Below are 24,410 nucleotides of genomic sequence, written 5' to 3' on the forward strand. Positions count from 1 at the left end.
TCCCGTCCTTCACTTCGCTCTCGTCTCCTTGAGCAGGGCCGACATGTCGGCACCGGTGATGATGCTTTCCACGGTCAGCAGATCGGTATCGGCGACCGTCTGCTCGGCGACGATCTCGCCGCGGCGCATGACGATGATGCGATCGGCGACCTGGAAGACGTGATGGATGTTGTGGGTGATCAAAAGCACCGAGTGACCGGCGTCACGCACTTCCTTGACGAAGCGCAGCACGCCGTGCGTTTCCTCGACGCCGAGATTGTTGGTCGGCTCGTCGAGGATGATGACCTTGGCGGCAAATTGCATGGCACGCGAAATGGCGATCGATTGGCGCTCGCCGCCCGACAATGTGCTGACCAGTGCATCGGCGTCGAGTTTCTTCGAGATGCCGACGCGCTTCAAAAGCGCCGAGGCGGCATCGCGCAATTTGGCAAGGTCGAGCGGCGCGAACACGCCCAGCCATTTGAGATTGACCGGCTCGCGGCCGAGGAAAAGATTGCGCGCGATGCTGAGGTCGGGCGCCAGCGAGGTGTCCTGGTGGATGGTCTCGATGCCGAGATCCATCGCGTCGCGCGTCGAGCGGATGGAGACCTTCTGGCCGCGCACATAGATCTCGCCGCGATCGACCGGAAACACGCCCGAGATCGCCTTGATCAGCGTCGATTTGCCGGCGCCGTTGTCACCGAGCAAGGCCACCACTTCGCCCTCGTTGAGCGCGAAGGACGCGTTCTTCAGGGCGCGGACGCTGCCGAAGGATTTTTGCAAATTCTGCAGCCGAAGCACTTCCATGATCAGCTCCTGGCGGCGTTCTTCTGCAGCAAAGCGTGCAGGATGAGCATGGCAAGGATGATGACGCCGACGAAGATGTTGTAGGCGAGCCCAGGCACGCCGATCAGCACGATGCCGTTGCGGATGCTGCGCAGCATCAGCGCGCCGACGATGGTGCCTAAAATGGTGCCGCGTCCACCGGTCAGCGCGGTGCCGCCAACCACCACCATGGCGATCACTTCGAGCTCGTAGCCGGTGCCGGCCACCGGCGAGGCGGCAGAGATGCGGAAGGCGCTGATCATGCCGGCGAGACCGGCAAGCACCGAGGTCAGGATGAACAGCCAGATCTTGACCGCATCGGCCGGCACACCACGCGCCACGGCAGCGTTACGGTTCGAGCCGATAGCGCTGATCCAGTTGCCGAGCTTGGCGTAGCGCAGCACATAGATCGCCAGTAGCGACGGGCCGATGAACCACCACAGCGAGGTATAGAAACGGAACGTTCCGATATTGAAGCTGCCGGCCAGCAGCGTCACGAAGAAGCCCGGCCGGTCCCAGGATTTCAGCGGAAATCCTTGCGTGATGTAAAGCGCTGCCCCGCGCACGACGAGCAACATCGACAGCGTCACCAGGAAGGACGAAATGCCGATCTTGGTGACGATCAGCCCGTTGATCGCGCCGATGGCTATGCAGAGCAGCAGGCCGGCCAGCAGCGCGACGCCAATATCAAAGCCGCCGTTCTGCACCAGCAGCATGACGACGACCGGCGCCAGCCCGAACACGGCACCGACCGAAAGGTCGAACTCGCCCGCCGTCAGAAGCAGCGTCATGCCGAGCGCGATGATGCCGAGCTCGGGCAGGAACGCCATCATGTTGGAGATGTTGAGCGGCGACAGGAAATTGGCGTCGGCGATCGCGAACACCGCCAGCAGGACAATCAGGATGACGAGCGAAGAGAACTGCGGCGAGCGCATCAGGCTCGACCTGCGTTTGGCACGCGGCATTTCCTCTTCTGCGGCAATTGTCATGACTGTTTCGACCATATCTCAAGGTGACGCCCGCCGCCTGCGCGGCGAGCGTCAGTTCCAATCACTTGTTGTAGAGTTTCAGGATCGGTTCGACGCTCGAGGCGTCGTAGAGACTGAACGTGTGGATGTCGTAGCCGATCGGTTCGCCAGCGGCGGCCAACCCGAGCAGCGCCACCGGCATGAAGCCCTGCGCCGATGGGAACTGCCAGGCAGCCGCGTTGATGAACCCAGACTTCACTGACTCGGCCGTTTCCTTCGAATTGCCCCAGCCGACGACCGGGATCTTGCCGGCCGGCACGCCGGCGCCGTCGAACACCCGCTTGACGCTGGCCGCGACGGAATCGCCGAGCGCGATGATTGCCGGCGGGTTGTTGGCGACCATGTAGTCGGTCATCTTGGCGATGATGCCGGCCGGATCGGTGCCGCAATCGACCACATCATATTTGATGCCGAGCGGATCGAAGACGCTGGCGATGCCTTCGGTCTCGAGCTGCTGGTAGCTGGCGCCCGGCACTTCGACCGGCAGGAACACTTTGTCGCCCTGCTTCACCATCTTGTGGTCGACCAGATATTTCGCCCAGATGACACCGGCTTCCTTAAGGTCGGCGCCGACATAGGCCTGACGGCCGGTTGCCGGATCGTCGGTATTGAAGAACACGATCGGGATACCGGCCGCCTTCGCTGCCTTGACCTCCTCGGTCCACAGGCCGGGCTGCGCCGAGGTCGTGGCGATGCCGTCCGGCTTGGCGGCAAGTGCGGAGTTGAAGGCCTCCTTCTGCGCCGCCATGTCGCCACCGCTAAACGAGATCTTGCAGGTCACCTTGAGCTGGTCGCAGGCCTTGGTGGCGCCGGCATTCCAGTCGATCCAGAAGGCATCCGACGGGCCGCCATGCGACAGCAGGTAGAACGTCTTCTGGGCGTCCTGCGCCAGCGCCGGCGTACCCAGCGCAACACCGGCGAGAACGGTCGCCGCGGCGCCGATTTTCAACGCGAATTTCAACATTTCTCTTCCTCCCTTGTTTCGTAGCCGAACCGCGCCATCACAGTCCGTTGGCGCGGAATTTCCCGTCGAGGAATTTCTTGGCGCGCGGCACGTCGTCTTCCGAAAGATGTTCGATGATGACCGGGATGTTCGGGTGCTTTTCGGCCAGCCGCTTGAGATAGAGGTCGTAGTTCAGCGAACCGAGACCGGGCGCCGGCAGCTCGATCTCGCCGACGCCACGGAAAGTGTGGCTCTCCAGCGCGTCGTCGTCGCCGATATCGGCGTGCTTTTCCGACTTGTCGCCGCCGGAACGCTTGACGTCCTTGGCGTGGGCTATCTTGATCTTGTCGGTCAACGTGTCGAACACCTGGTTCAGGATCTGGTCCATCCTGTCGATGTTGTGCGTTTCGAAATAGTTGGTCGGGTCCATCAGCAGGCCGAGGCCTGGGTGGTCGACCTGCGCGAACATCCTCACCGTCTCTTCGACCGAGCCGACGACATTGTTGACATAGGTTTCGAGCAGGAAGACCGCGCCGTGGTCATAGGCGGTCTGGGCAAGGTCGGCGATGACCTTGCGGCATTCCGCAAAACCTTCCTCGGTCTTGTTCTTCGGGTGATGCACCCAGTCGGACTCGGTGTTGTAGGTACCGGTTTCCGAGATCACGTAAGGGGTGCCGAAATGGCGTGCGTTGCGGATGATCTCCTTCAAATAGCCGACGCGCCTCTCGCGCTCGCCCATATCCGGATGGATGATGTTGGTGTAGCCCGATATGCAGCAGATCGGCAGATTGTGGTCGCGGAACGTATCGCGGACAGTCTTGGCCTTGTCCTTGGTGATCTGTCCGGCGGAAAGGTCGATATCCCTGAAATGCAGGTCGAGCTGCACGGTGTTGAAATCGAGCGCACGGATCTTCTGCGCGGTCTCCTTGAGGCCATACGGGAAATAACCCGTGAAAATACCTGCCTGCATCATGGTGTGAAGTCCTCCCTGTAAGTGATTCAGTCAGTTGATATTTCGGAAAGTTTGACTGTCCGGCCCTTGTCGATCGAACGATAGCCGGCTTCGACCAGCGCCATGGTCTTGACGTTGTCGGCGACCGACAGCGCCGGCGGCTCGCCCGTCTTGACCGCGTGCTGGAGCTGCTCCATGACGCCGATGAAGGCATGCGGGAACCACATCGTGTCCCAGCTGGGTGTCACCCATTCACCACCGGTGGTCTCGGTCGAGGCGTAGGTCAGCGTCGAGGCAGCGCCAGTCGGCCAGCCGATGGTGCCCTTGGCGACGCCCTTGGTGCCGTCGACGCGCCAGTTGATGTGCTGGTCGTCCTTGTAGCCCTCCTGGCGCGGCCCGGACCAGACATCCTCCAGCGATACGGCGAGCACGCCGGACGGGAACTTGATCGTCGACACGGTGATGCCGTCCGAATGGTCGAAGCGGGTGCGCGGGTCCTTGCGGGTCAGGGTGGTGATCTCCAGGGGATCGCCGAACAGGAAGCGCAGTACGTCGAGATGATGGACGCTCATATTGGCGAGCGTCAGCCGGTCATAGTCCTCGAGGAAGCTCTGCCAGTGCGGGATCGCATGCATGTCGATCTGCGCGAAAACGATGCCGCCGAGCGCGCCGCTATCGATGATCCGCTTCAAGACGCGCATCGACTGGTCGTAACGCATGTTCTGGTTGACCGAGAGGATCTTGCCGGCCTTGGCCGCCTCGTCGCGCAGCTTGACCGCTTCTCCGAGCGACAGCGCCAATGGCTTCTGCGCCAGGATCGCCTTGATATGTGCCTGCTTCAGAGCATGGCGGATCAGCGCCGGCTGCTGGTCGGGCGGAAAGGCAAGGTCGATGATCTCGACGTTCTTGTCCTCGATGAGCTGTTCCGGCGTGTCGTGGACGGTTGGGATATCCCAGCGTTTGGCGACCTTCTCGGCGCTGGCCTTGGTCCGCGAGGCAATCGCCACCACCGGGAAACCGGCTTCCTTGTAGGCGGCAAGGTGACATTCGGCCATGATCATGCCGGCGCCGACGCAGCCGATCCTGTATTCCCTGGTACGGACTTTAACGTCCGGCTCGAAGCCGTTGCCCACCATTTCTTGGCTTGCCATATGTTCCTCCCGAAGCTCGTTCCTTGCAGCCGCCGTCATCGTGCCAGCGCTCCCCCGCTCTGTCCGAAATAATGCACCCTGCCCGGCTCGCAGGATATCGCCACCATCGCGTCCGGCCTGATGTCTGGCTGGCCGCGCAACAGCGCCCGCAGACGCGCCTGCCCGGCGGCGAGCGTCACAACGGTGTAGCCGCCGAGCGGCTCGACCTCGAACACTCGCGCCGGGCGGCCCGCGCCCCCCTCCGACCAGGCCTTGACCTTGATGTCTTCCGGCCTGAGTCCAATTTCCACGGCATCGGCCGGGGCGCCGGTATCCGCGATGCGGATCGTGCCTTCCGCCGCCTCCACGCCTTCAGCGCCGTGCACCGACTTCAATATGTTCATCATCGGGGACCCAAGCAGCCGCGCCACATAGGTGCTGGCCGGCCGGTCATAGATCTCGGCCGGCGCGCCGATCTGCCTGATCTTGCCGTTCTCCAGAATGGCCATTCGGTCGGCGACCGACATCGCTTCTTCCTGGTCGTGCGTGACATAGATCAGCGTCTTGCCGAGCTCGCGCTGGATGCGCTTAAGCTCGACCCGCGTCTCCTCGCGCAGCCGGGCATCGAGCGCCGAAATCGGGTCGTCCATCAGATACGCGGCCGGGTCGCGCACCAGCGCGCGGGCAATCGCCACGCGCTGCCGCTCGCCGCCCGAAAGCTGCGCCGGCGGCTTGTGCAGGATATGGCCGATATGCAGCTTGGCCGCGACGTCGGCGACGCGCTTTTCGATCTCGGCTTCGGCGACCCGGCGTTCGACCAGCGGAAAGCGGATGTTGTCGCGCGCGCTCATATGCGGAAACAGCGCCAAATTCTGGAACACCATGGCGACGTTGCGCTCGGCCGGCGACACCGTGTTGACCGGCTTTCCGCCGATCAGGATCTCGCCCGCGTCCGGGGTTTCCAGCCCGAGCACCAGACGCAGTATCGTCGACTTGCCCGACAGCGGCGGCCCGAAGAAGCAGAAGAACTCGTTGTCGTTGACCGTGAATGAGGCATCGTCGACGGCCAGCGTGTTGCCGTAGCGCTTTGTGACATTGCGGAAAACGATATCGGCCATCTCAACCTGCTCTCAATGCAAGACCGGTGGCGGCGTCGAAGACGCGCACCGCCTCCGCCGCAGGCGCGACGACAGCTGTCTGCCCGATCGCCAGCCCGACATCATTGTCGAACACCGCCTTCACCGCAGTCTCGCCGTCGCCAAGGTGGATGATGGTGCGCGCGCCGATCCGCTCGACGAAACTCACCGGCATGGACAAGCCACGGCCACCTTCAGCCAGCGTCACCTGCTCCGGTCGAAAGCCATAAAACACCTCGCCGCGCATCCTGCGTACGGCATCGGCGATCTCGACCGGCAGCGGCGGTGTCACGCCGAGCGGGCCGAGATCGATGACCAGACCACGGTCGCTTTCCGCCGGCCTGCCCTTGAGCAGGTTCATGCCCGGCGCGCCGATAAAGCGGGCGACGAAGACATTGGCCGGATTGTTATAGACCTCGAGCGGCGTGCCGACCTGCTGCAGCACGCCGTGGTCCATCACCGCGATGCGGTCGGCCATGGTCATCGCTTCGAGCTGGTCGTGGGTGACGTAGACCATGGTCTGCCGGAACTGCCGCTGCAACTGCTTCAATTCGGTCCGCATCACCGCCCGGAAGGCGGCATCGACATTGGACAGCGGCTCGTCGAGCAGGAAGATCGCCGGCTCCATGATCGCCGAACGGCCGATCGCCACCCGCTGCAATATGTTGACCGACAGTCTGTCCGCCTTGCGGTCGAGCAGCGGCGTCAGTTGCAGCATCTCGGCAATGGCGCCGACACGGCGGCCGATCTCGGCCTTTGGTGCGCCGCGCATTTTCGGCCCGTAGGCGAGGTTCTGCCGCACGCTCATATGAGTGAAGATCGCATAGTTCTGGAAGACGAAGCCGACGCCGCGCCGCCCCATCGGCACGCCGGCCATGTCGCGCTCGCCAAACAGGATCTTGCCGCTGGTCGGCCCTTCCATGCCGGCGATCATGTTCATCGTCGTCGACTTGCCGCAGCCCGAGGGTCCGAGCAGCGCCATGAACTCGCCGTCGGCAATGGCCAGGTCCATCGTCTTCAGCGCGGTGAAGTCGCCGAATTTCTTGACCAGGTTCTGCAGGTGGATGGTGCTCATGCCGCCACCTCGCGTACCCGGGCCATGCGTTTCATGGCAAACACCGCAGCGATGGACAGCACGATCAGTATGGCCAGCGCGATTGCCGCCACATAGCCCCAGATCAGGTCCTGGGTGGTGAGCTTGTAGATGTAGACGGAGATGGTTTCGGTAGCGACGCCGGGACCGCCGCCGGTCATGATGTAAAGCGTGTCGAATATCTTGAAGTTCTCGATCACCCTGATCGCCAGCGCGATGACGATGATCGTCTTCATCTTCGGCAGCACGATGGTGATGAAGCGCTGCCTAGGGTTGGCACCGAGCAGCGTCGCCGCCTTGATCTGGTCCTCAGGCACGCCGACCAGGCCGGCAAGCAGGATCAGGAACATCAGCGGCGTCCACTGCCAGATATCGGCGACCATGACGGCGATGAGCGCCAGCGTCGGGTCCGACAGCCAGGCGATGGTGACGGGAAAGCCTGAGATCGCCGACAGGATGTCGTTGACCGGGCCGCCCGACTGAAACAGCATGAAGAACATGTAGCCGGCCACCGCCGGCACCACCATCATCGGCATCAAGAGGATCGAGTAGAAGATCCGCTTGCCGGGGAACTCGTCGGCAAACAGTGTCGCGAGCGCCAAGCCGAGCAGGAACTCCGCCGGCACGCAGACGATCATGACGATGGCCGTGCGCTTCAGCGCGCTCCAGAAGCGCGCATCGGCGGCAAGGTCGGTGTAGTTGGCGAAACTGTTCCACATCGACCAGGCGTTCCACCAGCCGGTGCCCGACAGCGGCGACCAGTCGGTCAGGCTGATGTAGAGCTGCATCAGGAGCGGGAAGACGGCGATGAACAGCACCAGGATCTGCGCCGGCAGCGTCAGCCGGAAGCCGAGCTTTGCGCCCTCGTCCGGCAGCACCGACGCCGCTTTGGAGACTTGCATGTCGCCCTCCGAAATCGTCGCAGTCACCGCGCTCATTGCTTGAGCGCCCCGAAGGTCAGCCCGCGCACCAGATGGCGCTGGATGGCGATGCCCATGATGACAGGCGGCACTGCGGCTATCAGGCCGAGGGCTGCCTTGGCGCCGTAGAGTTGGCCGGTCATCGAGGAGGACAGCGAGGCCATGTAGACAGGGACCGTCACCCATTCGCGCGTCGTCAGAAGCAGCGCAATCAGATAGTCCGACCAGTTGAGAATGAAGACGAACAGCGCGGCACTGGCCAGCGGCGCGCGCATCATCGGCAGCGTGATGCGCGTGAAGACGCGCCACCGCGAGCAGCCCTCGACCAGCGCCGCCTCCTCGATCTCGCGCGGCATGTCGTCGAAGAAGGTCTTCATCAGCCAGAAGGCGAAAGGCAGCGTGACGATGCCGTAGATCAACGACAGCCCCCACCAGCTGTCGGTGAAGTTGAGGAAGGCCCACATGATCATCACCGGGGTCATGACCGCCATCGGCGGAAACAGGCGAAGCTGGATCAGCGCCAGCGGCAGGTTCTGGCCCGAGCCGAAGCGCGACAGACCGTAGGCCGCCGCGGTGCCCGCCGACATGGCGATTGCCGTACCGAATGTGGCCGACAGCAGCGACGACAGGATCGGCTTCAAAGCTGTGCGGTCGAGGGCGACGATCAGATTGTTGGTCGACTCACCGAAGACGAAGCGGAAATTGCTGAGTGTCGGGTTCTTCGGCCACCATGTCAGGTCGGCGCCGGTCGCCGACCATTCGGCGATCGGCTTGAACGCCATCGACACCATCCACAGGATCGGCACCAGCGTCACCGCCATCGCCGCAAGGATCGCGGCATAGCGGAATATCTCGAAAGGAACTGAACGCTTCATCTTGCGGCTTTGCTGGGTCCTTCGTTGCCGAGGGGAAGAGCGACCGCTCCTCCCCTTCTTGGTAGGATCCTTGGAAGGATCAGGCGATCGGATCGAGGACGGTCGGCCAGGCCTCCTTGTTGGTCTTGATCGCTTCGAGAAGCTTCTCCTCGCCGGTGCGGCGGGCAATCTTCTTCCACTCGGCCTCGGTGTCGGCCATCGCCTGCTCGGCTGTCTTGGCCTTGGTCAGCGCGGCGACGAGGTTCTCGTCCAGCGCGTTGTGGAAGGCGGTAGCGCCGGGATAGTTGATGGTGGGCACGGTGCGGGCGACCGTCTCTCGCACCACGTCCATGTGGTAGGCGTGATAGGTCTGGCGAACCAGCGGATCCGAGAAATCCGATAGCCGGAACGGATCGAAGTAGCCGCCCGGATTGGCAGTCATCCAGGCGTAGATGCGGCTTGAGCCCAGCCACTGCAGGAACAGGTAGCAGGCCTCCGGATTCTTGGCTTGCGAGGACACCGACGCCGACAGATTGAGCCACAGCACCGACCGGCTGACCAGCTTGCCGTCGATTTCGCGGCCGGGCGGCAGCATCGAGCCGATCTTGCCGGTGACAGCTGAATCCTTGTTGCCGGCATTGTCGAGGAATTTCGGCAGATTGGAGAAGGCACAGGTCATGGCCGCGCCGCCCTTGGCGAAATTGCCGTACTGCTCCGGCCAGCCCCAGGAGATCGCATCCGGCGAATGGTGCGAAAGCGACGCGATGTACTCGCTGGTCGCCGCGATACCTTGCTCCGAATTGATCAGCGGCTTACCGGTATCGTCGAACAAGAACTGATTGGGCGAAGCCATTGAGACATAACGCTGATACCAGTTGGTGTAGCCCCAGCCCTGGTTGCGCAGATCGGTCGAGCCGAACAGGCCCTTGTCCGGGCGCTGGAAGAAAGCCGCGATCTCGTCATGCTGCTTCCAGGTCTTCGGCGCCGCCAGTTCATAGCCGTATTTGTCGGAGAAGGCCTTCTTCTCGTTTGCGTCGCCGAACAGATCGGTACGGTAGACCCAGGTCTGGAAGTCGCCATCCAGTGACACGCCATAGGTCGAGCCGCGATACTGGTTGAGCAGCGAGACGCCCTTGGCGCCGTCGACATAGCCGCGCTCGGGATCGTCCCATTCCGGCTTGTATTGCGCGACGAAGTCGTCGAGCTTGAGGATGCCGCCGGTTTCGGCAAGGTCGCCAAGACGGTTCCATTCGACCGCGTAGATGTCATACGCCCCACCCTTGGTGGAGATGTCCTGCATCGTCTTGGTGAATTCCTGGCCGTTTGGCACACCGACGATTTCCAACGGAATGCCGGTTTCCTTCTCCCAGAGATCCTTGATCGACGGCGCGCCGGCCGGAAACGGCTGGGTCAACTGGCCGATCGAGCCGTCGGACAGGCCAAGTACGATCTTGGCCGGCGCCTTGCCGGCGCCCTTCATCGCCTTGGCCGCCTCGATGGCGCGGCCCTCCGGCGTATCGGCACCATATTGATAGCGCTCCGAACCGTCGAAACCCGTCGGGCCGCCGATCATGCCGGGCGCCAGGGCATCGGCCGCATAGGCACGGCTCGGGCGAATGAATTTCGGTGCAATACCTGCGGCGGCAACAAGGACTGCCGCCTTTCCACCGGACGCCAGCAAACGGCGCCGCGACACGCGGATCAAATTCGACATTGGAACTCCTCCCTCAGGGCCTTGTTTCCTCCACGGCCCTTATGATGGATATTGACGGCACTATACGAAGCCTGTCAACATCATAAATAATCAAAATACATCATAACATCTCACGGGAGGGGAAGAATGGCGTTTGTAGAGGCTCTCATACTGAAGCCGGTGCTTGAATTTGAGGGAGCCCGGCTGCCCACCTCCCCGCTTTGGTCTGCTTGGGCACTCTGGTGTAGCGCAACGGCTTGCGCATCGGCCAAGGCCGGTTACATCATTTCCCATCAGAATCGCGGACGGCGATGAAGCCGCTCTCCGACGGTGGACCCATGAAATGCGTGATCTCGATGCGCCCCTGGCGCGTTTTGGAATGAGGTGATCGACAGTGCGGTCCACCCTGACAGACATAGCCCGGGAGGCCGGCGTTTCGGCCGCCACGGTCGACCGTGTGCTCAACAACCGCGCCGGGGTCAGGGCGCGCACCCGAGAGGTCGTGCTCGAAACGGCACAGCGGCTTGGCTATATCGCTGAAAATTCGAATAATCCGAGCTCGCTCAACGCGGTTACTGGCGAGGTCATACGGCTGGATTTCGCCCTGCCCGCCGGCACCAATTCCTTCATCAAGATGCTGCACCGCCAGATCGAGGCGCAGGCGCAGGCGCGGCCCGACCTCGACGTCCGTGTCGCTACTATCGAAGGCTTCAATCCGGACCGGCTTGCGCGTCTGCTGCAGGAACTGCACGGGCAGACGCAGGGCGTCGGTGTGATCGCACTCGACCATCCGACGGTCCGCGAGGCGATCCGCTCGCTTTCGACCAGCGGCGTCAGGGTCGTCACCATCGCTTCCGACATCCTGCATGTGCCGAGGGTTGCCTATATCGGCATCGACAACCGCGCCGCCGGCCGGCTCGCCGGCTACCTGCTCAACCGCTTCATGGGCGCAGGGCGTCCGGGCAAGGTCGCGCTGTTCGCCGGTTCGCTCTCCTACCGCGGCCACGAAGAGCGCGAGATGGGCTTCCGCCACATACTGGCGGAAGAATCGCCCAATCTGCAGATCGTCGAGATGCGCGAGATGCTCGACGACCGGGAGAAGGCCTATTCGGAGGCCTCCGCCCTGCTGGACCGGCACCCGGACCTGGCCGCCATCTACAATGTCGGCGCCGGCAACACCGGCATCGCCCGCGCACTCAAGGAGCGCGGGCGCGCGCTGTCGACGGTCTTTCTCGGCCATGAGGTGACGGAAGGCACCAAGGAGCTTCTGCTCGACGGCACGCTGGACGCGGTCATCGACCAGAACCCGCGCGTAGAGGCCCGCGAGGCGCTCAACACCTTGACCCATGCGGTCAGGGGCTTGCCTTACGAACTGCACCAGCCACGGCTGCAAGTGATCTTCAGGGAAAGCATCCCGGAGATCTGAACCAGGTGAAGAAGCACGGGTGCGTCACAAATTCATAATCGCTCGGGCGAGATTTTGGCGGCCAGATCAAGGGTCCGACCGAGAATCTTCGATCAGGCTCAGACCTGCAAAATTAAATTGACTATTATCATCATGTTTTAATAAGTATCCCTGCCCGGCCCGTGTGTCGAGGCTTCTCCATCATGCCAGCCAGGGCCAACGGCCGCCGCCAGCAATCTTTGCTTTTCCCGGGGCTGCACGCATGAAACAGACAAGCAACAAGACCTTGATGGCGAGCACCGCGCTCGCCTTCGCGCTCGGCCTGTGTGCCGCGCCGCTGGCCGCCGCGCAGGAGCCGGAGAAGAACGGCGCCGCCGCCAAGGCCGATCGGCCGGTCAAGGTCGCCCAGCAGGCTAGAACTGGGCAGAACGAGCCGACCGTGCTCGACCTGATCACCATCTCGGCGACGATGATCAAGACGGCGATCATCGAATCGATGGCCGCCATCAGCGCCGTCGATCAGGAAGAGCTCGAACGCATCCAGCCTGACACCGCCGCCGACATGTTCCGCACCACGCCCGGCGTTGCCGCTTCGATGAACGGCGACGATCCGGCAACCGCCATCAACATTCGCGGCCTCGAACAATATGGCCGCGTGGTGGTGACGCTCGACGGCGCCCGCCAGGATTACTGGCGCGTCGGCCACGGCTCGGGCTCGTTCTATGTCGAGCCGGAACTAATCAAGGAAGCGACCGTCATTCGCGGCCCGGTCTCGAACGCCTATGGCTCGGGCGGCATCGGCGGCGTTGTCTCCTTCGAAACCAGGGATGCCGGCGATTTCCTCAAGCAGGAGGAGCGCTGGGCGCTGAGCGAGAAGCTGGGCAATGAGGATAATGGCGACGGCTTCACCACCAGCACCACCGGCGCCTACCGTTTCAGCGACGACGCCGACATCATCGGCAACCTCATTTATCGCGACCGCGACAGCTACACCGATGGCAATGGCGACGCCGTGCCATGGACCGGCGAGAGCATCACCAGCGGCTATGTGAAGGCGACCCTGCGGCCGGCCGACGGCCACGAGCTCAAGCTCGGCGCGATCCTGCAGCGCTACAATGACCAGATCACCGGATCGAGCGGCTCGACCTCGCCAACGCTGAGCCGCTACGACACCGACACGACCAACCAGACCTACACGGCTGCTTATATGTGGAGGCCGGACGACAACGAACTGATCGACCTCAGTGTCAACGCATACCACAACCGCACGCGCGCCGAGCAGACGCAGGTCTGGCCGGCAACGGCGATCGGCAACTTCCGCTATTACGACGTCGCCACGACCGGCTTCAACCTGAAGAACTCCTCGCGTTTCGACGCCTGGGAGTTGGCACATACCCTCACCTACGGTCTCGACTACTACTATCTGGAGGCCACGTCGGAGGCCGCGCATTTCGGTTCGGGCGAGCAGCAGGGTTATGGCGGCTTCCTGCAATGGCAGGGCGACTACAGCGACTGGCTGCAGCTCATCGCCGCCATGCGCTATGACGGCTACCAGCTCGACGGCAAAACGAAGACCGTGCCGCCGGCGGAAGCCTCGATTTCGGGCGATCGCTGGTCGCCTCGCCTCACCGTCGGCGTGACGCCGTTGGATGGCTTCCAGCTCTACGGCACCTATTCGGAAGGCTACCGGGCACCAGGCCTGCAGGACGTCTATCGCGGCGGCGGCGCGCATGGCGGCGGCGACAGTTACCAGCCTAACCTGCTTCTGCAGCCCGAAACGGCGAAGAACTGGGAAGCCGGGATCAATCTGAGATATGACGATGTGCTGGCCGCGGGCGACCTGTTTCGTGCCAAGGTCAACGTCTTCCACACCGCCGTCGAAGACTATATCGACGTCGAGCTCACCGTTTTGCCGCGTATGGCGATCAACATCGGCGACGCGCGGCTGAAGGGCATCGAGGCCGAAGCCGTCTACGACTATGGCTGGGGGTTCGCGAACCTCGCCGGCGCCCTGATCGACGCCAAGGTCGTCAGCGGCGTCTATTCCGGCCAGACGCTGAACAACACGCCGCTCGACCGCTTCTCGGCGACCGTCGGCTTCCGCATGCTGGAAGACCAGCTCACCGTCGGTGCGCAATATCTCAGCGTCGGCAAGATCACCCGGACAAGCCGCACCAATCCCGACGCGCCGGTCGTGGTCGATGACGGCTTCGACCTGGTCAACGTCTTTGCCAACTGGCGCATCAACGACTACGCCAAGCTCGATTTCAGCGTCGATAACGTCTTCAACACCGCCTACACCGACCCGCAAAGCGCCTGGTCGACGACGGCGGCGACGGAACAGGGCAAGGGCCGCACCTTCAAGGTGGCGCTCACAGGCAGGATCGGAGGTTGAGAATGAGGGAAGCTTCAGTGAGCGGACTGGCCTGCGAAGCGCGCTTGAACCTGCGCAACCTGCCGCATTACATCGACCGCATCAGCGACAGGCTGCAGAGCTTCGATGCCGATGCCTCGCGGGAGGGGCAGCGGCTCGACTTCCGCTTCGCCTTCGGCGACGCGTCCCTTGACATGGAGCGGCTGGTGATGCGGGCCAACGCCGCCGACCGCGATGGGCTGGCCCGCATCAAGGACCTGCTGGCCACCGCCGTAGAGGTATATGCCAAGGAAGAAAGTCCCGAGATCGTCTGGACCGGCGATCTCGCCGAAGAAACCCGCCTCGCGCAGTTCCGTGAGATGGCCGTCACCCAAGTCGGCGACCTGACGCGGCATATGCGCCGCATCCGCTTCGTCGGCGAGGATCTCTCTCGTTTTGCGAAATTCGGCGGCATGCATATCCGCATGCTGTTTCCGACCAGGGACGTCCCCGATCCGCTCTGGCCCGTGCTCGGCAGCAATGGCCTCCCGGCATGGCCCTCGGACGACAGGCGTCCCGTCGCGCGCGTCTATACGATCCGGAAGCTCGACGTGGAAAAGGGCTTCATCGAGGTCGACTTCCTGATCCACCCCGGCGACAGCGTCGGCGCGCGCTGGGCCATGCAGGCGGCGCCCGGCATGAAGATCGGCATGATGGGGCCGGTCGGCCGTCGGGTGCGACCGGCGTCCTGGTATCTCATGGGCGCCGACGAAACCGGCCTGCCGGCGCTGGCTCGCATGCTGGAGACTCTGCCCGCCGAGACCCAAGGCGTGGCCTTCATAGAGATCGCCGACGATGGCGAACGGCAGGTCGTTGACAACGCAACCGGAATAAAGGTGCACTGGCTGCCGAGAAATGGGGTGCCAGCCGGGCCCGACGACAGGCTGGCGCGCGCCATCCGGTCAGTCGCATGGCCGACCGGTTCGGCATTCGGCTGGTTTGCGGCCGAAGCGGCAGCCGCCACGACGGTGCGCGAACACTGGCGCGGCACGCTGGCGCTCGGCCGCAACGAAACACTGGCGGCAGCCTACTGGCGGCGGGGCGCGGCGGGACTGATGGCCGGCTAGAGCTTGCTCACCATCGCTTGCGCATCTTCGCCCAGACCGATTGCGATCCGGTCGCCGGAGACAATGCCTGACACGTCGCAGACAACCAGCGGCATGCTGATTTCGTAGAGGAATTCGGCAACGATGGCGCCGACGGCAAGGATCGGGTCCGGCCGCTCCAGGATAATGCCGGCCGGCGCCGTGCCTCTGCGGATCGCTTCGGCCAGAACCGAAGACGAGGACGACGACCCTCGCCCGCTCGGCATCACCAGGATCTTGCCGGCGATATTGCCGCCCAGGTCCGGATGCGAATGGTCGATGATGTCGCCCGTTTCGACGTCGATCCCGCCCCAGAAGCTGAGCGCCTGCCAAAGCACCAGCGCTGGGCCTTGTGCCGAGCCGGAAAGGTGGAATGTACCGGTTCTGGCCGGCGTCTTCATGGCGCGCCTCGCACGACGCGGCCGGCCGCAGCCGAGCGGACGCAGTCTTCCATGTCACCGAAGGCCACCGAGACACCGATATTGCCAGGTGCGTAATGCGCCCATTTGCCCGAATTGGTCATCACCACGCCATCGAGACGCTCGAGGATCGACGTGACATAGGTGCAGGTGTCGGTGACCGGGACAAGGCCGAAGGCTTCCATGCCGGCCAGTGCGCCTTCGTCCTGCAGCCGTGTCAGCGTCGCGCGCCCTGTGTTGACATAGATTGGGACACCTTTGCCTGGACCGACTTCGCGCAGCAGCGGCAACAGGCGCATCCACTCTTCATGGGAGAAATGCGGCGTGCCTAACGACACGGCTGCAAGTTGCACGCCGTCGGGGACGCTCGACAGCCTGGCCAGCGCATGGTGGATGTCAGCGCGAGAGATCCGGATTTTTTCCTCCGGTGCCAGGCCGTGCAACGCCTCATCCGGCGTCTCCGCCTCCGGCGTGATGCCGACGGCATGAAACAGCGCCACGGCACCCGTCGTTGCCGCCGCCGCCCCCAGCGCCTTCAATTGGTCCTCGTCGCGCGGCTGCGGCAGGCCCGATATGACAGGGATGCGGTCGCCAGCCCTTTGCCCGATGATCAGCCCGACGCCGACAAACAGAGCGTCGCTTGGCTCGAAAGCAGCGTCAGTCAGCTCGAACAGGACCTGGCCTCGTCGATTTTCACTCAGATGCAGCCCCCATGCCGGCGCGCGCCCGGTCATTGCGCAGCATAAATCGATAAAATCGCCATAGCGGTTGGTCCGCGCGCCGATCACCGAATTGGCAAAGACGATGGCGTTGGATTCACCCCAGGCGATCTGCTCGCCGAACCTTGGCCGGAACCGGGTCTGATAGGGTGCGCAGGTGAAGGTCGCCTGGCAGCCGAGTTCCAGATGCGCCTTCATCAGGCGTCGCGCCGGCGTTTCTTGCGACACCGGCATCTTCACCAATCCGGGATGGATGAGGTCGAACGAACCGACATTCAGCGTCGTCGGCACCCGAACGCGGCCGCCGCCCTTGATCAGCCTTTCGACGAAATCGAGGCTGGCCTGGCCGTGATAGAGGCAGCCGTCGATATGGGCACCGGCAATGTCCAGCAACTTGCGCGCGCCGACCGCCTTCGAAAAGGCAACCAGGATCGTCATGGCGGCAGCCGCTGCCGAGCCTTGCTCGCCATGCAGCATCGACTGGTCGCCGGCCGTCAATTCCAGCGTCATCGGCAATATTCCCGAGCCCGCACTATGCCGATCAAGCACTCCCTGATTACGGAGCGTCTGGCAAGACAGAGCTTTGGATCTCTTCTACTTCGCAGCCGTCAGCAGACCAGACGTTCACAGCTCATCGCGAAGCAAGAGAGACGCGAAGCACGGTCGCAGAGCGGGCGATCCGCGGCGGAAACGGCGCTATTCCTTCGGCGCTATTCCTTCTGGGACGGTCCGTCGGCCGCGCTGCGGTCACCATCTGCAGAATGCGGCAGAATGCCGAAATCGCGCGACTTGGTCCCATGCGCCGCCGTCAGGAAACCATCGGCTGTGAGACCTCGCCTCAAAAGCTCACGTACCGCGGCCGACCGGCTCGGCATGTGCTTGTCGAAGCGCCAGTTCTCCAACGCCGCCAGTTCATCGACGGTCAGCATGATCTGCAATCGTTCCGGGCGTTCCAGTTCGGACATCTCGGCCTCCTGTCACACCAGCCTAAATGCAGCTGAGTTAGTGTGTTCCTAATTTTCTGTAGAGTTAGGTACGTGAGCAGAATGCGTCAAGGCCATCGGATCAGCGAGTCATGCAGAAGTCAGATGAAGCGGATCAAGCGTCAGATAGGCAATCAACAAAATACGCTAACTATTTGACATAAAACGAGTTTTTAAGGAATTTCGCTTGCCAATCGCGAATCCTGGGCGCATCGTGGAACATGAGGGACAAACCGCTCCTGAAGGGAAGGTTTTCCATGCGCTACGGATTTTCGGTTCGCCTGCACGAAGACGTCAGTTCCCGAGTTCGGGCTGTATTGCGGTCCGGGATTGCCATCAATCTGACTGCTGTCGCCGAAGCCGCGCGACTGCAGAACCTCGCCGAGAATGTTGCGCGCGAGGACATCGAATGGCTCGTCATGCAAGCAGCCCAGCTCTACGGGGCGGCTATCGAGTTCGACGGCTTCGCGGAAACCGATCTGGCGGAGTTTGCGTGCCCTCAGCTGATGCAAAGCAGCCCCGCCGCGGGTTGGGACTCCCTGGAAGACGAAGCGTCCGCTTCGCCGGATCCTGGCCGTCAAACACACTGAGCGCGTGCTCGTGTGAGCCCCCGCCATGCTGACGCCACGTGCTCGGAAAAAAGCCCGCCGCAATGGCGGGCTTTGGACTGCTGGAGCTTTGGTGGACGAAGGCCTCTCGGCCTGGTCCGACATTCATCCGATGTATTCGCCTTAGCGGCGGGCGATCAGCAGGCACAATTGGCGCAGATCGCTGTCGTAAGTGCCTCCGCTGCTGAGCACGTCAACGCAGCGCTTCTTCATCCTGGCCAACTTGTCGCCCGACATGTCGGCAACGACCTGAGGCAAGCTGGGATTGCTGGGGTTGCTGGGATTGGAAGGGCTGCCCGGGTTGGACGGATTGCTCGGATTGGTACCACCGCCGATCCCGACACCGGCGCCGACATTGATGCCGCTGCCGATCCCGACCCCCGCGCCAGCCCTAACGCCGCTGCCGATACCTACCCCCGCGCCGGCAGCAATGCCACCGGAACCGCCGATCGTCGCGCCGGCACCGGCGTTGATGCCGCTTCTGCCCCCGACCGATGCGCCGGCGCCCGCCGCGATTCCGCTGGAACCGCCAACCGTCGCGCCGGCACCGGCGTTGATGCCGCTACTGCCGCCCAACGACGCACCGAGGCCTGCCTTGATGCCGCCGCTGCCGCCAACCGTCGCGCCGGCACCGGCGTTGATGCCGCCGCGACCGCCAACCGTCGCGCCGAGGCCGGCTTTGATGCCGCCGTTGCCGCCGATGGATGTTCCAACACCAACGGCAATTCCGTCCGCGGCATTCACGGGCATCGAGAGCATGAAAATAACTGCGCTGCCTGCCACCGCATCGGTGATTGTTTTGATTAAGGTGGTCATAACACTCTCCTTGCTGTAGTTGCGCTGAACAGCCCGCGACGTCGCCGGTTGCATACCTACTAATTTGCAAGAAGATGATCGGTTTCGTTGCCGATCAGCTCGCTGGCCTCATGGTATATTTTCAAATAACAGCCGCGTGAAATTTGTAGTGAAATTTTCCGAAAGTTTTACTTGGGATGGCCTCTACCGATTGAAGCGATGCGAGACTCAGCTGATGGCGCCGCAACAGACGAACGTTGCGACGGTCGGCGGCCAAAGAAGGCGAATTCCTAATCAGCAAACCACAACATCAAACCTACCTACGGTAATAGAACAAGGGGGGCCGAGAAGATCCGCGCTGCGCGGGTTTGCTTCACTGTGCTGCGTCATTTTTGCCGGAACCTTTCCATCACCCGGGTTGTTTTTTCTGTAGTCGCCACATGATGATAACCCAATGATGGAGATCAACATGCTTACGAAAATCGTGACAGCTTCCATACTTGCAGCCGGTCTGGCGACCGCGGCGATGGCCCAGAACGCCGGGTCGGACAACAATGCGCCTGGCAGCGAGAAGAGCATCGTCGTCCAGCCCAAGCCGAACGGTATTGACCCTGGCACGACCCGCAGCACGATGGGCACGACGGGTACCATGAACTCCAATGCGGATGAAAACTGCCCTGCAACCCCGCAAGGAGCTCAACCCGATGCATCCAACAAGCCTGCCGGGACGGTTTCACCGACTGTCAACGACAACAATTGCGGTAAGTAGTTAGCCGCGCCAATCGGGCTTGCCATCGCGGGCTTGCGGCAGCAGGACCGGTCAGGACTGGTTTTGCTGCCGATCATGAAACGATGTATGGGCCGACCACCCGCGAGATCCAGCGTTGGAATCAAATCCGCTTGCGTTCACGCTTTACGTGGTCGCGCCTTGGATTTGCTTCCGTCCTTGCTGGCGGCCGGCTTAGGCTGGCGTGCTTTCGGCTTCGGTCGGCTGGCGGTCTCCGGCGCGGCGGTTTCTGCGTCGATTTCGGCGGTAGCCTGATCCCAATGCTGCTGATGCGCCCCGTCGGGCCTGCCTGCCTGTTCCCAGATCGCGTGTGCTCGCTGGCGAATCCGTTCCTGCCTGTCCGTCACTGATACCTCCGTCGGCTCGGTTGATGCGTAAGCAACCTTGTTCTAGCTGAAATTTCGACCGGCGTCTTGAGCGGCAGGCGACACCGTCATTGAACCTCTCTGTCACACAGGACGGCGACCCCGAGGAGCGCCGCCTTCTTGATGATCAGCCCTTCAAGGTCCGCGTCCGAGCGCTCGGTTCCGGTGCGTTCGCGCAACAGTGCTATCGCCGCCTTCATCGACAGCAGGCCATCGCCTCGTTCAGCAAGCAGTTTGTCGACGGCTGCGGCCACGTTGACCGGCTCGACATGCGGCAGCATGGGAATGGCTCCTTTCCTTGTTTCGAGACGACAGCGGCTCCATCCCGATCCCTCGGGATGGAGCTCTCATTTGATAATTTAGGCCATGACCTTCCAAATCCGGTTCGCGGTTTGGCAACGCCGATCACTCGATGACCTGCACGATCTTGCGGGTGTCTGGGTCGACGAGCACAGTGCGATTGCCGACGACGACGTATCTGTACCGCACGTCTGGAACATCGATCGGTTGCAGCTCGACCGTATCGGGCAACGTGGAACCGATATTGAGCTCCACCCCCAGAAGACTGATCGACGCCAGCGGGTGCTTGTGGACGTATTCGCGGATGACCGTCTGCTGTTTGGGCGTGACAATCACCTGGTCCGCGGTGGCCACGCCGACGCCGGCAAGCAACGCCAATCCCGCCGCAGCAGGAACAAGGTGGATTTTCATCGTCTACTCCTGTTGTTACGGGCCTCGCCCTTACAATTGCGACGCGGCATTCCGGTCGAAGCGGCGAACCCTCTAGGCAAACGCCCACGCCACCTTGTTGTTCCGTAAGTGGCGGCTAATCGAACAGCGGTGAAGTGCCCGCGCGATGCGGCGAATGGACTGCGAATGAGCTTGCGGTGGCCCGCGTCGCAAGACGCGGGCCGATCGGTTTCCCGATCAGCAGCGATACCGGAGGGGGGTGATATCTACTGCGTCTGAAATAACATTTAGGACAAGCTAATGTTCCTCAGCGAGTGCAACAAACCTGCCGGCGCGAGCGGCGCGAAGTTGCCGCTCGTCGCTGCTACTGCTTTGGCGGCTGTGGCGGCACCTCGCCGGGCTTGATCACCGGGGTCTTGCCCTCATCCGGCGGTGGCGCCGCCATGCCCTGATCGCCCGTTGGCGGCGGCTTCAGGACCCCACCGCATGGCTCGAGCGTATCGGACAAATTGTTGCCGGCCGGCTTCTGCTGTTGGCTGTTCTGGTCCGGCGGCTCGACTTTGCAGCGGTCGGATTGCGCCTGTTCGCCCGGCTGCGCGGCCGCCGGCACCGCCAGCAGCAGCGCACATAACATGTACGGCAAGAAAATGAGCGGTCTCATGTCGAGCTCCTTTCGCGCCAGTATCTTCTGAATGTGAAGGCGGGCCGGCGCGATTGGTTCCGTCGTGCGGCAATGCGCGCGGACCGCAGCGGCCCGGAACCGGCTGCCAGACTTATGAGTTCAACCACTGAGCCAATTCAGGGCCGCTGACATTATGGAGAACCGGCGATGGAACCGCGCAGCAAAGAACGAACCGACGACGAGACGGAGAGCCCGACGATCCAGCAGCAGGACTGGGATGCCATCCGGAGCGGGAGAATCCTCCCTGACGGCGTGCCGCAAAACGGCGATATTCGCTATGACGTCGAGAAGAGCGGCGAACTGCCGGAGGAGGACGACGATAACGCTTACCAGGACAGCGACGAGGCCTTGCCGGACGATACGGATGAACGTGTCATTTCGCGCGATCTCGCACGCGAAGGTGGCCCTTTCGACGAGGAATGAGCCGCCGCCTGCTTTCAATTCGGGAGGTCGAAGAGCGGCTCCTGGCAGCGATAGACCAGACATTGACCGTCACGCGTCTTGATATACGCGGCGCGCGGCACCTGCGGCCAGTCGCATTCATTGCCGAATTGGCGGACGTAACGGTCGTAGGTGTTCTGGCCGGTGGTGAGCACGACAGAGCGATGCCTCTGGATCAGAAGCTGCGTCTGTTCGCATGTCATCGCGCGGCTGTCCGGCCGCGCGTCGGCCGTTGCGGCAAACAGAAGCGCCCCGGCTGTCAGGACTGCCGCTTGTGTCAGGACCTTGGCAAGCATGACACCATCTCCCATGCCTAACGCGCATCTTGGTCGGGCAGCGCCGGATCGAGCCGCCCTGTCGCGAAAGAAAGATCGTACAGAATGCGAGCAAAAATGCAAAAAGCCCGCCGCCCCTTTCGGTGGGGCGGGCTCCAACTGAACGTCACTATTTCGGCGGGCTTGGGCGGCTTATTCCTCCTTCACCGGCCCGAACCGGCGCACGATAACCTCGAAGACGATGTCCGAGATCCACATCGCCGAGACGCCAATCAGAAAAGCCGCGGCGAGCGTCGTGGTGTCGTCGTCCGGAGAAGGAATGGGCAGGCCGGCGGCGCGGAAATAATGCACGACCGGCAGCGTCAGATAGGCCGCCGCCAGCGCGCCGCAGATCGGCGAGGCCACCATTTCGCGGACCTTGTAGCGATGGCGCGACAAGGCCCGCAAAATGCCGCCGGACAGGCCGGCGACCAACACCGGCGCCTTGATGCCCAGGACGTCGAGCAATTCGTGCATCATGGCGTCCACCCGCACCATCTGGCGCCCTGCCCGTTGAAGGCGTTCATCTCGTCGAGCTCGGGCCGGCTCATGGCGGCAACGACCGGGGAGGATGGCCGGCGCGGCTGGTTGTGGTCGCACCAGACCTGGCGCGGATTGCCGGCCGGCGCGGTTGTCGTGCAGCCGGCGAGCACCACGCAGAGGATCAGCGCCTTGCCCATTTCTGAGCCTCCGCCCTTGCTGCCGCATCGGCCATGCCGGCGGCCTTGCGCTCTTCGGCGGCGGCCTCGCGCCTCATTTCCAGACGATCCTCGGCGGCCGCGACTTTTGCCTCTGCCTGTTTGACCGCCTCCTTCCTCGCCCGGTTGATGCCGCCGGCAACGTAAAGGCCGATGCCGCCCGCCACGGCAGCGAATACCGTCATGACGAGCTTGTTGCCGATGATGGCGCTGAGAATGCTGAGAAGCGCTGCCATCACAAGTCCTCCGCGCGGCGGCGGCGCAGGAACTCGGTCAAAACGCCGTTGATCACAAGAAACCAGGGGAACCATTCCCCCGGAACGACCGGCGAAAGAACCTGCGGGTCGACATAGGTGACGATAGTCGCGATGACGCCGATGGCCGCCTGAAGCCGCGCCCAGAATATTGTCTCGCTGTCGCGGAAAAAGCTCTTGATCCGGGTCCACATGTCATTTCCTTCCGAACAGTTTGAGGATGGCTGATAATTTGAGGATGGCGGCGATCAGCGCTGCCCAGAGGCCGGGCTTGGCGACAGCCACGGGAGGTACAGAGGGCGTAGCGGTCGCTTGGGGAACGGCAATTGGCTTAGCGGGCTCTGGCGGGACTGCAGGGGTGACCGCCGATGACACCGGACCGGCAGACGGCCAGGGCGTGTCCTTGATGCGCGACCATTTGCGATAGGCCTCGGCAAGCCTGGTATCGTAGGCGTTCTTGCGATAGCCGGCGCCGTTGTAGCCCTTGGCGAATCCCGACCAGTCATGATTGCGCAGATTGTCGTCGAGCCGCTTCTCGACGATGAAATCGATCGCCGCGCCGAGCTGCAGCGCCTCGTCCGCCATCATCGCCTCGGCCATCGCCTGCACGGTAAGGAAGCCTGCCGCCATGAAATTCTCGCCGAGAACCTGGCCCAAGCCCCACGAAGCGGATTTGAGCGCCGCGGTTTCGTCGATCGCACAAGCTGCCCTGAGCCGTGGGTAGCTATCCCTGGGATAGGGCTTTGCGCCCCACTTCGGATAAGCGAGGCCGGCGGCTACCGCTTGTGCCCGCTTGGCACCCGACAGGTTGCGGTAGAAGACGTGCGGTTCGAACAGGATGACCGGCCGGCCAACGGCGTCGAAGCCGTGCCCGCTGGTCTCGACATCGAGGAACGCGTGCATCTCGTCCTCGCCGACGCCGATCCGGGCACCGAGTTTCGGCAAGTCTATATCATCGAGGCGCCTGGCGGCGCCCCTGAACGTCATGTCCATGGGCAGTCCTTTCCGCCCTCGCGGGCAAGGTTTTGAGGTTGAAAAAGCAGATGCGCGGCGGCAAAGCAGAATTTGGCGGCAGCCCGCGCCGATGTGGCAAGGAAGGTTGATGTTTTCGACCCGCCGTGTGAAATGGCCGCGGGATGGTGCACATGTCTGATGATGAACAAACCGCTGCGGCACGCTGGTCGGTGAAGTCCGAGCTC

31 protein-coding genes are annotated in these 24,410 nt (G+C 62.9%); 6 read left to right on the top strand and 25 right to left on the bottom strand.

Going from position 1 to position 24,410, the window contains the following annotated elements; translation table 11 throughout:
* Window positions 1-9 precede the first annotated feature (9 nt).
* The 10 genes from NKI41_RS29440 to NKI41_RS29485 form a co-directional block, all read right to left on the bottom strand.
* Complete coding sequence (locus tag NKI41_RS29440; protein ID WP_352474248.1) at window positions 10-792, bottom strand: ATP-binding cassette domain-containing protein; 783 nt, start codon at window positions 790-792, stop codon at window positions 10-12.
* Complete coding sequence (locus tag NKI41_RS29445; RefSeq protein WP_352686248.1) at window positions 789-1,793, bottom strand: ABC transporter permease; 1,005 nt, start codon at window positions 1,791-1,793, stop codon at window positions 789-791. The genes NKI41_RS29440 and NKI41_RS29445 overlap by 4 nt, the downstream gene beginning before the upstream one ends.
* Before the next feature lie 61 nt (window positions 1,794-1,854).
* Window positions 1,855-2,796 (bottom strand): sugar ABC transporter substrate-binding protein, encoded by a 942-nt coding sequence (locus NKI41_RS29450; protein WP_352686250.1) that lies wholly within the window; start codon window positions 2,794-2,796, stop codon window positions 1,855-1,857.
* A gap of 37 nt (window positions 2,797-2,833) precedes the next feature.
* Window positions 2,834-3,748, bottom strand: a complete 915-nt coding sequence (locus tag NKI41_RS29455) for a sugar phosphate isomerase/epimerase family protein (protein WP_352686253.1) — start codon at window positions 3,746-3,748, stop codon at window positions 2,834-2,836.
* 26 nt (window positions 3,749-3,774) lie between these two features.
* Complete coding sequence (locus tag NKI41_RS29460) at window positions 3,775-4,863, bottom strand: Gfo/Idh/MocA family protein (RefSeq protein ID WP_352686281.1); 1,089 nt, start codon at window positions 4,861-4,863, stop codon at window positions 3,775-3,777.
* 50 nt (window positions 4,864-4,913) lie between these two features.
* Complete coding sequence (locus NKI41_RS29465; protein WP_352686256.1) at window positions 4,914-5,975, bottom strand: ABC transporter ATP-binding protein; 1,062 nt, start codon at window positions 5,973-5,975, stop codon at window positions 4,914-4,916.
* A gap of 1 nt (window position 5,976) precedes the next feature.
* Window positions 5,977-7,068 (bottom strand): ABC transporter ATP-binding protein, encoded by a 1,092-nt coding sequence (locus NKI41_RS29470; protein ID WP_352686258.1) that lies wholly within the window; start codon window positions 7,066-7,068, stop codon window positions 5,977-5,979.
* A complete protein-coding gene (locus tag NKI41_RS29475; RefSeq protein ID WP_352686261.1) occupies window positions 7,065-8,024 on the bottom strand; it encodes a carbohydrate ABC transporter permease in 960 nt (319 codons plus the stop codon). Before NKI41_RS29475 ends, NKI41_RS29470 begins: the two co-directional genes overlap by 4 nt.
* On the bottom strand, window positions 8,021-8,881 hold the full coding sequence (locus NKI41_RS29480) for a carbohydrate ABC transporter permease (protein WP_254820511.1): 861 nt from the start codon (window positions 8,879-8,881) through the stop codon (window positions 8,021-8,023). Before NKI41_RS29480 ends, NKI41_RS29475 begins: the two co-directional genes overlap by 4 nt.
* A gap of 79 nt (window positions 8,882-8,960) precedes the next feature.
* Entirely contained in the window at window positions 8,961-10,574 is a 1,614-nt protein-coding gene (locus NKI41_RS29485) for an extracellular solute-binding protein (protein WP_352458310.1), read from the bottom strand.
* Window positions 10,575-10,947: 373 nt separating this feature from the next.
* Here NKI41_RS29485 and NKI41_RS29490 point away from each other — a divergent pair, with 373 nt between their 5' ends.
* From NKI41_RS29490 to NKI41_RS29500, 3 genes are all read left to right on the top strand, one after another.
* On the top strand, window positions 10,948-11,979 hold the full coding sequence (locus NKI41_RS29490; RefSeq protein ID WP_352541116.1) for a LacI family DNA-binding transcriptional regulator: 1,032 nt from the start codon (window positions 10,948-10,950) through the stop codon (window positions 11,977-11,979).
* A 241-nt stretch (window positions 11,980-12,220) separates the two neighbouring features.
* Window positions 12,221-14,353, top strand: coding sequence for a TonB-dependent hemoglobin/transferrin/lactoferrin family receptor (locus NKI41_RS29495; protein ID WP_352686264.1), 2,133 nt, complete (start codon window positions 12,221-12,223; stop codon window positions 14,351-14,353).
* A 2-nt stretch (window positions 14,354-14,355) separates the two neighbouring features.
* Window positions 14,356-15,438 (top strand): SIP domain-containing protein, encoded by a 1,083-nt coding sequence (locus NKI41_RS29500; RefSeq protein ID WP_352686266.1) that lies wholly within the window; start codon window positions 14,356-14,358, stop codon window positions 15,436-15,438.
* On the opposite strand, the gene NKI41_RS29505 is transcribed toward NKI41_RS29500, so the two are convergent.
* The 3 genes from NKI41_RS29505 to NKI41_RS29515 all read right to left on the bottom strand — a co-directional run bounded on the left by NKI41_RS29505 (window position 15,435) and on the right by NKI41_RS29515 (window position 17,559).
* The gene (locus NKI41_RS29505; protein WP_352686269.1) at window positions 15,435-15,857 is read right to left on the bottom strand and encodes an aconitase X swivel domain-containing protein; all 423 of its coding nucleotides are present in this window, start codon (window positions 15,855-15,857) and stop codon (window positions 15,435-15,437) included. The two genes, NKI41_RS29500 and NKI41_RS29505, sit on opposite strands and share 4 nt — an antisense overlap.
* Window positions 15,854-17,104, bottom strand: a complete 1,251-nt coding sequence (locus tag NKI41_RS29510; RefSeq protein WP_352686270.1) for an aconitase X — start codon at window positions 17,102-17,104, stop codon at window positions 15,854-15,856. Before NKI41_RS29510 ends, NKI41_RS29505 begins: the two co-directional genes overlap by 4 nt.
* A gap of 200 nt (window positions 17,105-17,304) precedes the next feature.
* Window positions 17,305-17,559, bottom strand: coding sequence for a hypothetical protein (locus tag NKI41_RS29515; RefSeq protein ID WP_352474222.1), 255 nt, complete (start codon window positions 17,557-17,559; stop codon window positions 17,305-17,307).
* 275 nt (window positions 17,560-17,834) lie between these two features.
* Here NKI41_RS29515 and NKI41_RS29520 point away from each other — a divergent pair, with 275 nt between their 5' ends.
* Window positions 17,835-18,167, top strand: a complete 333-nt coding sequence (locus tag NKI41_RS29520; protein ID WP_352474220.1) for a hypothetical protein — start codon at window positions 17,835-17,837, stop codon at window positions 18,165-18,167.
* Between the two features lie 141 nt (window positions 18,168-18,308).
* On the opposite strand, the gene NKI41_RS29525 is transcribed toward NKI41_RS29520, so the two are convergent.
* Complete coding sequence (locus NKI41_RS29525) at window positions 18,309-19,001, bottom strand: hypothetical protein (RefSeq protein ID WP_352686283.1); 693 nt, start codon at window positions 18,999-19,001, stop codon at window positions 18,309-18,311.
* 433 nt (window positions 19,002-19,434) lie between these two features.
* On the opposite strand from NKI41_RS29525, the gene NKI41_RS29530 reads away from it, so the two are divergent.
* Window positions 19,435-19,749, top strand: coding sequence for a hypothetical protein (locus NKI41_RS29530; RefSeq protein ID WP_352474216.1), 315 nt, complete (start codon window positions 19,435-19,437; stop codon window positions 19,747-19,749).
* A 137-nt stretch (window positions 19,750-19,886) separates the two neighbouring features.
* On the opposite strand, the gene NKI41_RS29535 is transcribed toward NKI41_RS29530, so the two are convergent.
* The 4 genes from NKI41_RS29535 to NKI41_RS29550 all read right to left on the bottom strand — a co-directional run bounded on the left by NKI41_RS29535 (window position 19,887) and on the right by NKI41_RS29550 (window position 21,483).
* A complete protein-coding gene (locus NKI41_RS29535) occupies window positions 19,887-20,114 on the bottom strand; it encodes a DUF2934 domain-containing protein (RefSeq protein ID WP_352474214.1) in 228 nt (75 codons plus the stop codon).
* An 86-nt stretch (window positions 20,115-20,200) separates the two neighbouring features.
* Entirely contained in the window at window positions 20,201-20,413 is a 213-nt protein-coding gene (locus NKI41_RS29540; RefSeq protein ID WP_352452715.1) for a hypothetical protein, read from the bottom strand.
* A gap of 124 nt (window positions 20,414-20,537) precedes the next feature.
* Window positions 20,538-20,843 carry a DUF1236 domain-containing protein gene (locus tag NKI41_RS29545; RefSeq protein WP_352474210.1) on the bottom strand — a complete coding sequence of 102 codons (306 nt, stop codon included), beginning with the start codon at window positions 20,841-20,843 and terminating at the stop codon, window positions 20,538-20,540.
* A 343-nt stretch (window positions 20,844-21,186) separates the two neighbouring features.
* Window positions 21,187-21,483, bottom strand: coding sequence for a hypothetical protein (locus NKI41_RS29550; protein ID WP_352686272.1), 297 nt, complete (start codon window positions 21,481-21,483; stop codon window positions 21,187-21,189).
* A gap of 168 nt (window positions 21,484-21,651) precedes the next feature.
* Here NKI41_RS29550 and NKI41_RS29555 point away from each other — a divergent pair, with 168 nt between their 5' ends.
* Window positions 21,652-21,927, top strand: a complete 276-nt coding sequence (locus NKI41_RS29555; RefSeq protein WP_352474207.1) for a hypothetical protein — start codon at window positions 21,652-21,654, stop codon at window positions 21,925-21,927.
* Between the two features lie 14 nt (window positions 21,928-21,941).
* Here the strand turns inward: NKI41_RS29555 and NKI41_RS29560 are convergent, their stop codons facing one another.
* The 7 genes from NKI41_RS29560 to NKI41_RS29590 all read right to left on the bottom strand — a co-directional run.
* Window positions 21,942-22,241: a hypothetical protein gene (locus NKI41_RS29560; RefSeq protein ID WP_352686275.1), complete on the bottom strand. Its 300-nt coding sequence runs from the start codon at window positions 22,239-22,241 to the stop codon at window positions 21,942-21,944.
* A gap of 171 nt (window positions 22,242-22,412) precedes the next feature.
* Window positions 22,413-22,736, bottom strand: coding sequence for a hypothetical protein (locus NKI41_RS29565; RefSeq protein WP_036245970.1), 324 nt, complete (start codon window positions 22,734-22,736; stop codon window positions 22,413-22,415).
* Window positions 22,736-22,939: a hypothetical protein gene (locus tag NKI41_RS29570; RefSeq protein WP_352491004.1), complete on the bottom strand. Its 204-nt coding sequence runs from the start codon at window positions 22,937-22,939 to the stop codon at window positions 22,736-22,738. Before NKI41_RS29570 ends, NKI41_RS29565 begins: the two co-directional genes overlap by 1 nt.
* Window positions 22,924-23,193, bottom strand: a complete 270-nt coding sequence (locus NKI41_RS29575) for a hypothetical protein (protein WP_352474202.1) — start codon at window positions 23,191-23,193, stop codon at window positions 22,924-22,926. The genes NKI41_RS29570 and NKI41_RS29575 overlap by 16 nt, the downstream gene beginning before the upstream one ends.
* Window positions 23,193-23,405, bottom strand: a complete 213-nt coding sequence (locus NKI41_RS29580; protein WP_352474200.1) for a hypothetical protein — start codon at window positions 23,403-23,405, stop codon at window positions 23,193-23,195. The genes NKI41_RS29575 and NKI41_RS29580 overlap by 1 nt, the downstream gene beginning before the upstream one ends.
* A 1-nt stretch (window position 23,406) precedes the next feature.
* Entirely contained in the window at window positions 23,407-24,204 is a 798-nt protein-coding gene (locus NKI41_RS29585; RefSeq protein ID WP_352686278.1) for an N-acetylmuramidase family protein, read from the bottom strand.
* The coding region (locus NKI41_RS29590; protein WP_352503637.1) for a hypothetical protein at window positions 24,195-24,410 on the bottom strand (216 nt) is incomplete at its 5' end. The genes NKI41_RS29590 and NKI41_RS29585, both read right to left, overlap by 10 nt.

The organism is Mesorhizobium sp. M0601 (assembly GCF_040320845.1).
In the GTDB taxonomy this organism is placed as follows: domain Bacteria; phylum Pseudomonadota; class Alphaproteobacteria; order Rhizobiales; family Rhizobiaceae; genus Mesorhizobium.